This window comes from Micromonospora cynarisoli (assembly GCF_030518815.1).
GTDB lineage: Bacteria > Actinomycetota > Actinomycetes > Mycobacteriales > Micromonosporaceae > Micromonospora > Micromonospora wenchangensis.
The window spans coordinates 6,106,662-6,120,469 of the sequence record NZ_CP130426.1 but is presented as its reverse complement, the minus strand read 5'-3'; the positions used below and the strand labels follow the sequence as shown (position 1 = coordinate 6,120,469).

Here is a 13,808-nt window from a genome sequence, read left to right as displayed (position 1 = left end):
AGGTGTGTCGTGAGCAGTCTGCTGGTCGACGACATCGGCGAGCTGGTCACCAACGTGCCGAGCCCCGGCGGCGGGCCGCTGGGCCTGCGGCGGGGGGTGGCCCTGTTGGTGGAGGCGGGTCGGGTCGTCTGGATCGGGCCAACCCGGTACGCCCCGGCCGCCGACCGGCGGATCGACGCCGGGGGCGGCGCGGTGCTGCCCGGGTTCGTGGACAGCCACGCCCACCTGGTGTTCGCCGGGGACCGGGCGGCCGAGTTCGCGGCCCGGATGGCCGGTGAGCCGTACACCGGGGGTGGCATCCGGACCACGGTCGGCGCGACCCGCGCGGCCTCCGACGACGACCTGCGGGACACCGTGCGCCGGCTGCGCGACGAGGCCATGCGGCAGGGCACCACCACCATGGAGATCAAGAGCGGGTACGGCCTGACCGTCGCCGACGAGGCCCGCTCGCTGCGGATCGCCGCCGAGGTGACCGTCGAGACCACCTTCCTCGGCGCGCACGTCGTTCCCGCCGAGTACGCGGGCCGCCCCGACGACTACGTGGGGCTGGTCTGCGGGCCGATGCTCACCGCCGCCACGCCGTACGCCCGCTGGGTGGACGTGTTCTGCGAGCGGGGCGCGTTCGACGCCGACCACGCGCGGGCCATCCTCACCGTCGGGCAGGCCGCCGGTCTGGGGCTGCGGTTGCATGCCAACCAGCTCGGCCCGGGGCCGGGGGTGCGGCTCGGGGTGGAGTTGGGCGCGGCCAGCGTCGACCACTGCACCCACCTGTCCGACGCCGACGTCGACGCGCTGGCCGGTTCGGCCACCGCCGACGATCCGACGGTGGCGACCCTGCTGCCGGGGGCCGAGTTCTCCACCCGGTCGCCGTACCCGGACGCCCGGCGGCTGCTCGACGCGGGGGTGACCGTGGCGCTGGCCACGGACTGCAACCCCGGGTCGTCGTACACCTCGTCGATGCCGTTCTGCGTCGCGCTGGCCGTCCGCGAGATGCGGATGACCCCGGCGGAGGCGGTGTGGGCCGCGACGGCCGGCGGCGCGCGGGCGTTGCGCCGCACCGACGTCGGGGTGCTGCGCCCCGGGGCGCGGGCCGACCTGATGATCCTCGACGCCCCGTCCCACCTGCACCTGGCCTACCGGCCGGGTGTTCCCCTGATCCGCCAGGTTCTGCACAACGGAGTGCCGCAATGTCGACTGTGACCGTCCAGCCCACCGGAATCACCCCCGCCGACGTGCTCGCCGTGGCGCGCGGCGACGCCCGGGTCGTCCTCGCCCCGGCGGCCGTCGAGGCGATGGCCGCCAGCCGCCGCATCGTGGACGGCATCGAGGCCGCCGGCCGCCCGGTGTACGGCGTCTCCACCGGCTTCGGGGCGTTGGCGAACACGTTCGTCGCCCCGCAACGCCGGGCCGAGTTGCAGCACGCGCTGATCCGCTCGCACGCCGCCGGGATCGGCGCGCCGATGCCCCGCGAGGTGGTCCGGGCGATGATGCTGCTGCGGGTCCGCTCGCTGGCGCTGGGCCGCTCCGGGGTCCGGCCGCTGGTCGCGCAGGCGCTCGTCGACCTGCTCAACGCCGACGTCACCCCGTGGGTGCCGGAGCACGGGTCGCTCGGCGCGTCAGGTGACCTGGCTCCGCTGGCGCACTGCGCACTGGTGCTGCTCGGCGAGGGGTGGGTGCTCGGCCCGACCGGCGAGCGGGTCGACGCCGCCGACGCGCTGCGCTCGGCCGGGCTGGCCCCGGTGGCGTTGGCCGCCAAGGAGGGGCTGGCGCTGATCAACGGCACCGACGGCATGCTCGGCATGCTGCTGCTGGCCGTCGCGGACGCCCGGCACCTGTTCGCCATGGCCGACGTGACCGCCGCGCTGGCCATCGAGGCGATGCTCGGCTCGGAACGGCCGTTCCTGCCGGAGCTGCACGCCATCCGGCCGCACCCCGGGCAGGCCGCGTCGGCGGCGAACATCCACCGGCTGCTCCAGGACTCCCGGGTGATGGACTCGCACCGCGACGACCTGGCGCACGCCGTGCAGGACGCGTACTCGATGCGGTGCGCCCCGCAGGTGGCCGGTGCGGCCCGGGACACCCTCGACTTCGTCGCGACGGTGGCCGACCGGGAGCTGGTGTCGGTGGTGGACAACCCGGTGGTGCTGCCGGACGGCCGGGTCGAGTCGACAGGCAACTTCCACGGTGCCCCGCTCGGCTTCGCCGCCGACTACCTGGCGATCGCCGCCGCCGAGGTGGGGGCGATCGCCGAACGTCGGGTGGACCGGCTGCTCGACGTGACCCGCAACCGGGACCTGCCGGCGTTCCTGTCCCCCGACGCCGGGGTGAACTCCGGGCTGATGATCGCCCAGTACACGGCCGCCGGGATCGTCGCGGAGAACCGCCGGCTGGCCGCGCCCGCTTCGGTCGACTCGCTGCCCACCAGCGGCATGCAGGAGGACCACGTCTCGATGGGCTGGGCGGGGGCCAAGAAACTGCGCACCGTGCTGGACAACCTGACCAGCCTGCTCGCCGTGGAGCTGCTCGCGGCCGTCCGGGGGCTCCAGTTGCGCGCCCCGCTGACGCCGTCGCCCGCCGGCCGGGCCGCGCTGGACGCGCTCGGCCCGGCGGCCGGCCGGCCCGGCCCGGACGTCTTCCTCGCCCCGGTGCTGGCGGCGGCCCGGTCGGTGCTCGCCGGCCCGGACCTGCGGGCCGCCATCGAACGCGAGGTCGGCCCGCTGCGCTGACCGCCGTGGCGTCCACACCGGACACCGCCGCCCGTCCCCATCCGGGGACGGGCGGCCGGGTCAGCTGGCGGGGAGCACCTTGGCGGCGAGCTTCGCCAACTCGCGCAACGCCTTGCCCCGGTGGCTGATCGCGTCCTTCTCCTGGGGGGTCAGCTCCGCGTTGGTCCGCTCCTGGCCGTCGCCCACGAAGATCGGGTCGTACCCGAAGCCGCCCTCGCCGCGCGGGGCGCGCAGCAGCCGGCCGGGCTGGCGGCCGTCGACCAGGTGTTCCTTGCCGCCGGGCAGCACCAGCGCCACGGTGCAGACGAACGACGCCCCCCGGTGCTCATCGGGCAGGTCGGCGATCTGGTCCAGCACCAGCTGGAGGTTGGCCCGGTCGTCGCCGTGCCGGCCGGCCCAGCGGGCGCTGAACACCCCGGGCATGCCGTTGAGCGCGTCGACGGCGATGCCGGAGTCGTCGGCGATGGTGGGCAGGTTGGTACGCCGACAGCCCTCCCGCGCCTTGATCAGGGCGTTCTCGCCGAAGGTGAGACCGGTCTCGGGCAGCTCCGGGTACTCCTCGACGTCGTCGAGACCGAGCAGGGCGATCCGGTGCGCGCCGAGCGCGCCGTCGAGGATGCGCTGCAACTCCACCAGCTTCTTGCGGTTACGGGTGGCGAGCAGGACCTTGTTCATGATGCGAGAGCCTTCCGCTGCGCCTCGGCCAGTTCCAGACAACCCAACGACGCGACGTCCAGCAACGCGTCGAGCTGCGTCCGGGAGAAGACGCCGTCCTCGCCCGTGCCCTGCACCTCCACGAAGTCGCCCTCGCCGGTGCAGACGACGTTCATGTCCACCTCGGCGGCGACGTCCTCCACGTAGCAGAGGTCGAGCAGGGGTTCCCCGCCGACGATGCCGACGCTGACCGCGGCCACCGACCGGTGCATCACCTTCTCCGGCTTACCGGCCAGCGACTTACGGCCGGCAAGCCAGCTCACCGCGTCGTAGAGGGCCACGTACGCGCCGGTGATCGAGGCGGTACGGGTGCCGCCGTCGGCCTGGAGCACGTCGCAGTCGAGCACGATCGAGTTCTCGCCGAGCGCCTTGAGGTCGACGCAGGCGCGCAGGCTGCGGCCGATCAGCCGGGAGATCTCGTGGGTCCGCCCACCGATCTTGCCGCGCACGCTCTCCCGGTCGGAGCGGGTGTTGGTGGCCCGGGGCAGCATCGCGTACTCGGCGGTGACCCAGCCGAGCCCGGAGCCCTTGCGCCAGCGGGGCACACCCTCGGTGACGCTGGCGGTGCAGAGCACCCGGGTGCCGCCGAACTCGACGAGCACCGAGCCCTCCGGGTGGGTGCTCCAGCCCCGGGTCAACGTCACCGGTCGGAGTTGGTCGGGCCGCCGCCCGTCAGGTCGTGCCATCCCTGCACCCTATGCGGTCGCATGATCGGCGCATGGCCGGGTGCCCGGGTGGGCTCAGACGTCGTAGCTGGCACCGGCCCGCACCACTTCCAGCGGCCCGGTGAACGCCCCGGACGCCGAGGCGACCGTGTGTGACTCGCTGCCCCAGGCCGCCACCAGGTGGGTCAGCAGCAGCCGGCCCACCCCCGCCTTGGTGGCCGTCTCGCCCGCCTCCCGGCCGGTCAGGTGCAGATCCGGTGGATTGTCCACCCCGTCGAGGTAGCTGGCCTCGCAGAGGAAGACGTCGGCGTCCTGGGCGAGCCGCAGCAGCGCGTCGCAGGGGGCGGTGTCCGAGGAGTAGCAGAGCACCCGGCCCTCGTGCTCCAACCGCACCCCGTACGTCTCGATCGGATGGTTGACCCGGTCGACGGTGACGGTGAACGGGCCGATCGGGAAGGTGCCCGGCTGGAGGCCGTAGAACTGGTAGACGTCCTCCACGCTGCTGTCGTCCTGGCCGTAGGCGGTGGCGAGCCGGTCCGGGGCGCCCGGTGGCGCGTACACCGGCAGCGGCGGGTAGGGGCCGTCCGGGGCGTACCGCCGGACCACCACGTACGACGCGGCGTCGAGGATGTGGTCGCAGTGCAGGTGGGTGAGGAGGATGGCGTCCGGGGCGTGCAGGCCGGCGTACCGCTGGAGGGTGGACAGCGAGCCCGGCCCGAAGTCGACCAGCAGCCGGAAACCCTGCGCCTCGATCAGGTAGGCCGAACAGGGGGATTCGGGGCCGGGGAAGCTTCCCGCACAGCCCAGGACGGTCAGCCGCATCCGGTCGCCCCACCATTACGGTACGTAGTCGACACGCCGGGGTCAGCACCGATTATGATCTCTACCGACGCGTACGCCACGGTGCGCAGCCTACGCGCAGCGACGGCAGGGCAAGAATCATCTTCTTGAAGTTGTCACCAACGTGACACCCGCGGGGGCCGGCCAACCCTCCGCCGACCGGCCCCGCGCCGGGTCAGGCCCAGAGCTGCCCCTCCAGGGAGCTCTCGGCGTCGGCGAGGGTGCCGCCGTACGCCCCGGTGGAGAGGTACTTCCAACCGCCGTCGCAGACCACGAAGGCGACGTCGGCCCGTCGGCCGTCCCGGACCGCCTCGTGTGCCACCGACAGGGCGGCGTGCAGGATCGCCCCGGTGGAGAACCCGGCGAAGATCCCCTCCACCTCCACCAACTGCCGGGTACGCAGCACCGCGTCCCGGGTGCCGACGGAGAAGCGCCTGGTGAGCACCGCCGCGTCGTACAACTCCGGGACGTAACCCTCGTCGATGTTGCGCAGGCCGTAGACGAGTTCGCCGTAGCGCGGCTCGGCGGCCACCACCTGGATGCCCTCGACCTTCTCCCGCAGGAACCGCCCGGTGCCCATCAGGGTGCCGGTGGTGCCCAGGCCCGCCACGAAGTGCGTGATGGTGGGCAGGTCGTGCAGCAGTTCCGGGCCGGTGGTCTCGTAGTGGGCGCGGGCGTTGGCCTCGTTGCCGTACTGGTAGAGCATCACCCAGTCCGGGTGGTCGACCGCGATCTGCTTCGCGGTGGCGACCGCCTGGTTCGAGCCGCCCGCCGCCGGCGAGAAGATGATCTCCGCGCCATACATCCGGAGCAGCTGGACCCGCTCGGTGGAGACGTTCTCCGGCATCACGCAGACCAGCCGGTAGCCGCGCAGCTTGGCCACCATGGCCAGCGAGATGCCGGTGTTGCCGCTGGTCGGCTCCAGGATGGTGTCCCCGGGCCGGAGCCGGCCGGCCTGCTCCGCCGCGCGGACCATGAACAGGGCCGCGCGGTCCTTGATGCTGCCGGTCGGGTTCCGGTCCTCCAGCTTGGCCCACAGCCGCACCGGCGGTGCCCCGTCGGGCACCGTCGGCGAGAGCCGGGGCAACCCCACCAGGGGGGTGCCGCCGCAGGCGTCGAGCAGGCTGTCGTACCGCGCCATGACGCCCGCTCTCAGCGGGGGGCGACGGCCGCGCGCCGGGCGGCCACCGCCGCGGTGGCCGCCCGGTGCTGGCTGATCGCCGCCGCGGCGGCGAAGCCGAACGCCCCACCGGCGACGGCCGGCAGGACGGTGACGCTGTCGCCGTCGTTGAGCTTGGCGTCCAGCGCGCCCAGGAAACGGACGTCCTCGTCGTTGACGTAGACGTTGACGAAGCGGTGCAGCGCACCGGCGTCGGTGACCAGCCGGGCCTTCAGGCCGGCGTGCCGGGTGTCCAGGTCGGTGAGCAGGTCGCCCAGGGTGTCCCCGGCGCCCTCGACGACCTTCGCGCCGCCGGTGTAGCTGCGCAGGATGGTGGGGATGCGAACCTCGATGGCCATGACGTACTCCTTGGTCGGGTGTGCCTCGGTGCCGGACGGAACAGGGTGTGCGGAGCTGGAGGTCAGCTGCCGGAACACTCGTAGTCGACCGTCGCCGGGCTCTGCCCGAACATGTAGGACTGGACCGCGTGCGGGTCCACCCCGGCGTCCACGATCCGCACCGGCTCCTCGGTCACCACACCGTCGACGATCCGGAAGGAGCGGATCTCCTCGGTGTCCGGTTCGCGGGTGGAGACCAGCAGGTAGTGCGCGCCCGGCTCACCGGCGAAGGCGACGTCCGTGCGGGACGGGTACGCCTCGGTGGCGGTGTGCGAGTGGTAGATGACCACCGGTTCCTCGTCGCGGTCGTCCATCTCCCGCCAGACCCGCAGGTGCTCCATCGAGTCGAACTCGTAGAAGGTCATCGAGCGGGCCGCGTTGTCCATCGGGATGTGCCGGGTCGGGGTGTCGCCGCCCACGGGTCCGGCGACCACCCCACACGCCTCGTCCGGGTGGTCCCGGCGCGCGTGGGCGACGATCGCGTCGACGATCGACCGGTCGATGCTCAGCACGTCGCCCAGCCTAGCGCCCACCCGCCGGGCCCGGCGAGGCGGTGACCGTCACAGTTCAGTCGATCATGGCGTTGAGCAGGGATTCCTGGAGATAACCCAGATAGGCGTAGACCGACAGTTGGAACACCCGTGACGAGGTGGGGTCGTCGGCGACCGCGTCGTCGAGCTCCTCGCCCAGGTCGGTGCCGTCCCTGATCTCCAGCCGGACGCCCATCGCCAGCCGGGCGTCGTTGAGCGCCCGCAGCCACGCCTCGGCCGCCTCGGCGTCCAGCCGCACCTCGCCACCGGCCGACTCGGGCAGCGCGGCCAGCACCGCGCCCGCCTGGTCGATCTTGGCGGTCTTCAGGTCGCCCTCGGTGTACCGGCGGAACTCCGCCGTGCCGGCCGGATCGTCCGGGTAGGCGTCGGGGAAGAGCCGCCCGACGACCGGGTCGGTGTGGTCGAAGCCGTCGGTCAGCAGGCCGACCACCTCGGTGGCGACCTTGCGCAGCACCCGGACCTCGTCGACGGCGAAGGTCGCCACGTAACAGCCGCCCTGGCGACGGAACATGCTCACCGCGTCGACCTCCATCGCCACCGCCGGACCCGCAAACCCGGCTCACTCCGCACGTTCACGCTCACGACCGGTCCACCGTCGCCCAGAGGCCGTAGGCGTGCAACTGCGACGCGTCGTGCTCCATCCGCTCCCGGGCGCCGCTGGAGACCACCGCCCGGCCCTTGTGGTGCACGTCCAGCATCAGCTTCTCGGCCTTCTCCCGGCTGTAACCGAACAGCTTCTGAAAGACCCAGGTCACGTACGTCATGAGGTTGACCGGGTCGTCCCAGACGATCGTCACCCACTGCCGGTCCTCGACCGGCACCTCGTCGGTGTCCGGCGTCTCGACCGGGGCAACCTGTGGAGCGGCCATGCCCCCCATCGTGCCACCGGAAGTGGCGATCCGATGAACCGGAACGCCGGGGCAGCGGGGATCACCCTCCCGAGCTGCGGAAACCGGGCGGAGTACGGACACGGCGGGGATACGCACCGGGACGCTCGGTTCAGGCGAGCAGGATGCCGTGGTCGAGGGCGTCGGTGAGGACCGCGTCGAGCGCGAGCCGGAACGCCTCGAACCGCCGTGACACCTCCCGGGACAACTCCAGCTCGACCTCGCGCAGCGCCCGCTGCGCCCAGGACCGGGCGGCGTTCGGATCGTCGTTGCCGGGGCTGCGCCAGTGCTGCCAGCACCCGCCGGACAGGGCGACCCCGATCCGGGGCAGCACCTCGGTCCGGGGCGCGCCGGGATGACCGAGCAGGGCGTCCAGCGCCCCGGCCCCGGGCAGCACCGCCACCCCGGCGGTGCCGGTGACCAGGAGCACCCGGTCCAGTTCCTGACCGGACGGATGGTCGGTCAGCCCCCACCGCACGGCCGCGCGGATGCGCTGGCGTACCCCCTCGGCCAGCGGAGCGCCGAAGATCCGGGCGGTGGCCCCGTCGAGGATCTCCCGCACGGCCCGGTCCTGCTGCTCGGTCGCGAGCAGGGAGAGCGCCTCCAGTTCCCGGTCGAGCAGTTGCGGCAGGCCCGCGCAACCGACCCCGAAGACGATCTCCTGGACGGTCCGCAGGTGGATGTTGGCCAGTTCGAGCGCGAGCTGCTGACGGATGCCTCGGGCGCAGAGGCGGCTCTGCCGTTCCAACCGGTCGGCCCAGTCGTCGCCAGGTGGTTCGGGTGCCACCGGCACCCGCCCGTGCGCGCCGGGCGGCACGGGCGGCCGGGAACTCGCCCGGCGCAGCCCCTCGATGGCCGACCAGCCGACCAGCGCCCGGCGCAGGGCCGGGTGCTCGGCCCGGTGCACGGGATACCAGTTGGCCTCGGCCAGCCCCGGCACCGCGGCCAGCAGCGTGGCCCGGTGCGCCGCGACGGTCACCGCCACCGGGTCGACCGGGCCGCCGGCCGGGGGCGCGTCGGGCGGCGACGGGAGGACCACCCCGGTGTCGTCGGTCGCGGCCGGGTCCGACGCCGCCCAGCCGCCCGCGCCGGGGGTCACCACGAAGAAGACCCGCACCCGGGTACGTGCCACCTCGGCGAGCAGTTGCAGGTCGGCGGCGGTGAAGGTCTGGTCGGCGCCGATCACGAACAGCAGCGCGCCGGACCGGACGACCGCGTCGAGCAGGACCCGGCCGCCGGCCACGCCGAGGGTGTCGGTGTCCGGTGCGTCGACCACGGCGAAGTGCCGCAGCAGCGGTTCCGGCAGGCTCAGTTCGACCCGCCGTGGCGCGCGGGCCAGCGCCGGACCGGCGGCGGCCTGGTCGGCGCCGTAGGAGTGCGGCTGCCGGTAGCCGGGCACGTACGCCGCCCGGGTCGCCACCCGGGCGTGCCGGACCAGCAGGCAGCTGCCCGCCGGGGTGACGAGCATGCCGGAGGAGACCCCGAGCAGCGCGGCGAGCACCTCGCGGCGGGCCGCCCCGGCGGGACCGGCGGCCACCACGGCGAGCGGCTCGTCGGGGTCGGCCTCGGCGGCCCGCGGGTGGGCCGGGAGCGGACCCCGGGGCGGCAGCCCGACGGGGTCGGGATGGTCGGACGGGTCGTCGGTCATGTCGACCCCGGGGAGTGGACCGGGCTTCATTCGGCCTCCGCTCGACGCGGGCAACTGAGTGCACCCGCGGTAGGACGTCCGATCGGTGACGATGGGCTGCGGGAAGGTTACGGGCCGCACCGGGTTCCACCGGAACATCTCGGATACTCAGCAGTAACTGCGACATTACTCAACTTCACAGCGTGACCGGGTGTCTCCGGACCGATTTACATCGATATGCTGCTCGGATGAGTCGGTGGAGTTTCGTCGGCCGAACGGATGAACTCAACCGTCTGTTGGCAGCGGTGCACGAGGGCCAGGGGCACGGGCTCTTCTTCAGCGGCAGCGCGGGCGTCGGCAAGAGCCGGTTGCTCCGCGAGGCGGTGGCCGCGCTACCTCCCGAGCGGTACGCGCTGTCGTTCGTCGCGGCCAGCACGGCCACCGCGGCGCTGCCCTTCGGAGGGCTCGCCCCGGTGCTGCCGGCCGAGCACCCACCCGGGCTCTCCCCCGCCGGGGTGCTGCGCTGGGGCGTCGACGTGCTCCAGGAGCAGGCGGCCGGGCGGCGCATCGTGCTCGCCATCGACGACGCCCACCTGCTCGACCCGCCCTCGGCGGCGCTGGTCCACCTGCTCGCCCGCGCCGAGAACACCACCGTGCTGGGCACCCTGCGCAGCGGCGAGCAGATCCCGCTGCCGATCCGAGCACTGTGGACCGACGACCTGGTCGCGCACGCCGAGCTGGCCCCGCTCGGCCCGGGTGAGACCACCGGCCTGCTCACCGCCCTGCTGGACGGACCGGTCGACGCCGGCTCCGCCGAGCGGCTGTTCCGGCTCTCCGCCGGCAACCCGCTGCTGCTGCGGGAGCTGGTGCTGGCCGCCAACACCGGGGGTGAACTGGTCCGCACCTACGGGATGTGGCGGTGGACCGGGCGGCTGGAGCTGGCCCCCAGCCTCACCGACCTCATCGACACCCGGATCGGCCAGTTGGACCCCGCGGTCCGCGCGGTGGTCGAACTGGTCGCCTTTGGTGAACCGCTCGGCCTGCGCCTGCTCGACCGGGCCGCCGACCCGGCCGCCGTGGAGGTCGCCGAGGAACGCGGGCTGATCACCGTCGTGCCCGACGACCGGCGGATGGACGTCCGGCTCGCCCACCCGCTGTACGGCGAGGTGATCCGCCGTCGCTGCCCGGTCAGCCGGACCCGCCGCCTCCAGGCCCAACTCGCCGAGCAGGTGGAGTCGGTCGGGGCGCGCCGCCGGGGCGACCTGCTCCGGGTGGCGGTGTGGCGGCTCGACTCCGGCACCGCCCAGGACCCGGCCCTGCTGCTGCACGCGGCCGTCCAGGCGTTCTCCAGGTACGACGTGCCGTTGGCCACCCGGCTGGCCCGGGCCGCGCTCGACGCCGACGGCGGCTACGACGCCGCCGAACTGCTCGCCACCATCCTGATGTTCGGTGACCGGCCGGCCGAGGCGGTCGGGGTGCTCGACGCGGTGGCCGACGACATCGCCTGCGAGGAACGCCGCAGCCGCTGGCTCACCGTACGCGGGATGGTCAGCTACTGGGGGCTCAGCGAACGATCCACCGTGGACACCATCGCGGCGGCCGGGCACGCCCTGACCGACCCCGGGCACCAGGCCCGGGTGCGCGCCTTCGAGGCGATCATGCGGCTGCACGGTCTGGAGGTCGACACCGCGCTGCGGCTCGGCCGCTCGGTCCTGGACCGGCCGGCGGCCAGCGTCGCCGCCCGGGAGCTGGCCCGGTGCACCATCGCCCACGCCGACGCGGTGCGCGGCCGGCTCCGGGCCAGCGCCACGGCGATCGGCCGGGTGCAGGCGGAGGCGGCGAACTGGCGGGCCGACATGCCGTACCTGCAACTGGCCATGGAACTGGCCCGGGGCACCCGGCTGGCGCTCTCCGGGGACCTGGCCGGCATCGACGCCATCGTGGCCGACGAGTTCGCCGACCAGGCCGGCGCCGGGGACTTCCGGCTCGGCACCGGCTACCTGTCCATCCTCCAGGCGTACGCGGCGCGGCTGCGCGGTCGTGGCGACGATGCGCTCAAGGCCAGCCTCGGCGCGTGCGCGGTGCTCGCCACCAGCCGGGTCTTCGCAGGACTGGCGCACGCCGAGCGGGCGCAGGCGGCGGTGCTGCGCGGCGACCCGGCCACCGCCGCCGAGGCGATGGCCGAGGCCGACCGGACCCAGGCCCCCGGCATGGCCGTGCTCCAACCGTGGCTGGAGCAGGCCAGGGCCGCGGTGCTGGCCGCCGGGGGCGACCTGGCCGGGGCGGCACGGCACCTCGGCGCGCTGGTCGACAGGTTGCGCGCCGACGGGTTCGCCGGCCACGAGGTGCTGGTGCTGCACGACCTGGTCCGGCTCGGCCGGGCCACCGCCCCGGTCGGGCCGACCTGCACCGACGGCAGCCAGCGTACGGTGGCGCAGCGGTTGACCGAACTCTCCGAGACCGTCGACGGGGCGCTGACCCCGCTGCTCGCCCGGTACGCACGGGCCGCCGCCGCACGCGACGGGGAGGCCCTGCTGGAGGTGGCGGACGGCCTCACGAAGCTCGACCTGACGGTCTGGGCGGTCGACGCCACGGCGACCGCGCTGCACGGGTGGCGACGGGACAGGTCGACGTCGGCCGCCGCCGCGCACGAACGGCTCGCCGCCCTGCTCACCCGCTGCGACCAGATCCGAACCCCGGCGCTGGACGCCTTACGGCCCATGCTCAGCGGCCGGGAGCTGGAGATCGCCGTACTCGCCGCCGCCGGGGTGACCAGCCGGGCCATCGCGGGCCGGCTGTTCCTGTCGCCCCGGACTGTGGAGAACCATCTCCAGCGGGTCTACAGCAAGCTCGGCATCACCGGCCGGGCCGAGTTGGGTGCCGCGCTGCGGGCGATCCCGGGCCACGGCGACGGTCCGACCGGCTGAACTCTAGGCTGGGCAGGTGAGCCACCTTCGCCCCGCGCTGCTGACCGACCACTACGAGCTGACCATGGTCAGTGCCGCCCTGCGCGACGGCACCGCCGACCGCCGGTGCACCTTCGAGGTGTTCAGCCGACGCCTGCCCGCCGGACGCCGGTACGGGGTGGTCGCGGGGACCGGCCGCCTGATCGACATGGTCAGGGAGTTCCGGTTCGCCCCGGAGGAGGTCGAGTTCCTGCTCCGCACCGGGGTGGTGGACGAGCCCGCCGCCCGCTGGCTGGCCGACTACCGCTTCACCGGCGACATCGACGGGTACGCCGAGGGCGAGCTGTTCTTCCCCGGCTCCCCGATCCTCACCATCTCCGGCGGCTTCGCCGAGTGCGTGGTGCTGGAGACGCTGGTGCTGTCGGTGCTCAACCACGACTGCGCGGTGGCCGCGGCGGCCGCCCGGATGGTCACCGCGGCCCGGGGCCGGGCCCTGATCGAGATGGGTTCCCGGCGGGCCCACGAGGAGGCGGCGGTGGCCGCCGCGCGGGCGGCGTACCTGGCCGGGTTCCGGTTCACCTCCAACCTCGCCGCCGGCCGGCGCTACGGCATCCCCACCGCCGGGACCGCCGCGCACGCGTTCACCCTGCTGCACGACGACGAGCGGACGGCGTTCGCCTCGCAGGTCGCCACGCTGGGTCGGGACACCACGCTGCTGGTCGACACGTACGACATCAGTCAGGGCATCCGGACCGCCATCGAGGTGGCCGGGCCACAGCTGAGGGCGGTCCGGATCGACTCCGGCGACCTCGCGGTCATCGCCCAGCAGTCCCGGGAACTACTCGACTCGCTCGGCGCCACCGAAACGAAGATCATCGTCTCGGGGGATCTCGACGAGTACGCCATCGCCGCGCTCGCCGCCGAACCTGTCGACATGTACGGCGCGGGCACCGCCGTGGTCACCGGCTCCGGCGCGCCCACCGCCAGCCTCGTCTACAAGCTGGTCGAGGTGGACGGGCGGCCGGTGGTCAAGCGTTCCGAGAACAAGGCCACCATCGGGGGCCGGAAGGTCGCGGTACGCCGGCACAAGCCCACCGGCACCGCCACCGAGGAGATCGTGGTCTCGCAGGGCGTGCCGGACCGGCAGGCCAACGACCGGCTGCTCCAGCACTCGTACGTGGTCGACGGCGAACCTGTGGACCTGCCCACCATCGCCGAGTCCCGGGAGCACCTGCGCCAGTGCCTGATCTCGATCCCGTGGGAGGGGTTGAAGCTCTCCGCAGGTGATCCGGCGATCCCGGTCACGGTCGTCCCGGCCGGTTGAGCCGTCGGGGC

General features: G+C 73.8%; 13 protein-coding genes. 4 read left to right on the top strand and 9 right to left on the bottom strand.

Annotation, left to right across the window (positions count from 1 at the left end):
* The first annotated feature begins 9 nt into the window (after nt 1–9).
* Together hutI and hutH are read left to right on the top strand one after the other, a co-directional pair.
* Nucleotides 10–1,200 (top strand): imidazolonepropionase, encoded by a 1,191-nt coding sequence (gene hutI, locus Q2K16_RS26965; protein ID WP_302740939.1) that lies wholly within the window; start codon nt 10–12, stop codon nt 1,198–1,200.
* Nucleotides 1,188–2,726: a histidine ammonia-lyase gene (gene hutH, locus Q2K16_RS26960; protein WP_302740938.1), complete on the top strand. Its 1,539-nt coding sequence runs from the start codon at nt 1,188–1,190 to the stop codon at nt 2,724–2,726. The genes hutI and hutH overlap by 13 nt, the downstream gene beginning before the upstream one ends.
* A 60-nt stretch (nt 2,727–2,786) precedes the next feature.
* Here hutH and rdgB read toward each other — a convergent pair whose 3' ends face one another.
* From rdgB to Q2K16_RS26915, 9 genes are all read right to left on the bottom strand, one after another.
* On the bottom strand, nt 2,787–3,401 hold the full coding sequence (gene rdgB, locus Q2K16_RS26955; protein ID WP_302740937.1) for an RdgB/HAM1 family non-canonical purine NTP pyrophosphatase: 615 nt from the start codon (nt 3,399–3,401) through the stop codon (nt 2,787–2,789).
* Nucleotides 3,398–4,126, bottom strand: coding sequence for a ribonuclease PH (gene rph, locus Q2K16_RS26950; RefSeq protein WP_302740936.1), 729 nt, complete (start codon nt 4,124–4,126; stop codon nt 3,398–3,400). Before rph ends, rdgB begins: the two co-directional genes overlap by 4 nt.
* Nucleotides 4,127–4,180: 54 nt before the next feature.
* Nucleotides 4,181–4,927: an MBL fold metallo-hydrolase gene (locus tag Q2K16_RS26945; protein ID WP_302740935.1), complete on the bottom strand. Its 747-nt coding sequence runs from the start codon at nt 4,925–4,927 to the stop codon at nt 4,181–4,183.
* A gap of 193 nt (nt 4,928–5,120) precedes the next feature.
* Nucleotides 5,121–6,086 (bottom strand): PLP-dependent cysteine synthase family protein, encoded by a 966-nt coding sequence (locus tag Q2K16_RS26940; RefSeq protein ID WP_145918121.1) that lies wholly within the window; start codon nt 6,084–6,086, stop codon nt 5,121–5,123.
* Nucleotides 6,087–6,097: 11 nt separating this feature from the next.
* Nucleotides 6,098–6,463 (bottom strand): MoaD/ThiS family protein, encoded by a 366-nt coding sequence (locus Q2K16_RS26935; RefSeq protein ID WP_145918120.1) that lies wholly within the window; start codon nt 6,461–6,463, stop codon nt 6,098–6,100.
* 62 nt (nt 6,464–6,525) lie between these two features.
* Nucleotides 6,526–7,014 (bottom strand): M67 family metallopeptidase, encoded by a 489-nt coding sequence (locus Q2K16_RS26930; RefSeq protein WP_204927214.1) that lies wholly within the window; start codon nt 7,012–7,014, stop codon nt 6,526–6,528.
* A 55-nt stretch (nt 7,015–7,069) separates the two neighbouring features.
* Nucleotides 7,070–7,570, bottom strand: coding sequence for a DUF2017 domain-containing protein (locus tag Q2K16_RS26925; protein ID WP_088641876.1), 501 nt, complete (start codon nt 7,568–7,570; stop codon nt 7,070–7,072).
* 61 nt (nt 7,571–7,631) lie between these two features.
* Nucleotides 7,632–7,922 carry an ATP-dependent Clp protease adapter ClpS gene (gene clpS / locus Q2K16_RS26920; RefSeq protein ID WP_088641781.1) on the bottom strand — a complete coding sequence of 97 codons (291 nt, stop codon included), beginning with the start codon at nt 7,920–7,922 and terminating at the stop codon, nt 7,632–7,634.
* A gap of 130 nt (nt 7,923–8,052) precedes the next feature.
* The gene (locus Q2K16_RS26915; protein WP_302740934.1) at nt 8,053–9,618 is read right to left on the bottom strand and encodes a hypothetical protein; all 1,566 of its coding nucleotides are present in this window, start codon (nt 9,616–9,618) and stop codon (nt 8,053–8,055) included.
* Nucleotides 9,619–9,815: 197 nt separating this feature from the next.
* Between Q2K16_RS26915 and Q2K16_RS26910 the strand changes: the two genes are divergently transcribed.
* Both Q2K16_RS26910 and Q2K16_RS26905 read left to right on the top strand, forming a co-directional pair.
* A complete protein-coding gene (locus Q2K16_RS26910) occupies nt 9,816–12,494 on the top strand; it encodes a helix-turn-helix transcriptional regulator (RefSeq protein WP_302740933.1) in 2,679 nt (892 codons plus the stop codon).
* Nucleotides 12,495–12,510: 16 nt separating this feature from the next.
* On the top strand, nt 12,511–13,797 hold the full coding sequence (locus Q2K16_RS26905) for a nicotinate phosphoribosyltransferase (protein ID WP_302740932.1): 1,287 nt from the start codon (nt 12,511–12,513) through the stop codon (nt 13,795–13,797).
* Nucleotides 13,798–13,808 lie beyond the last annotated feature (11 nt).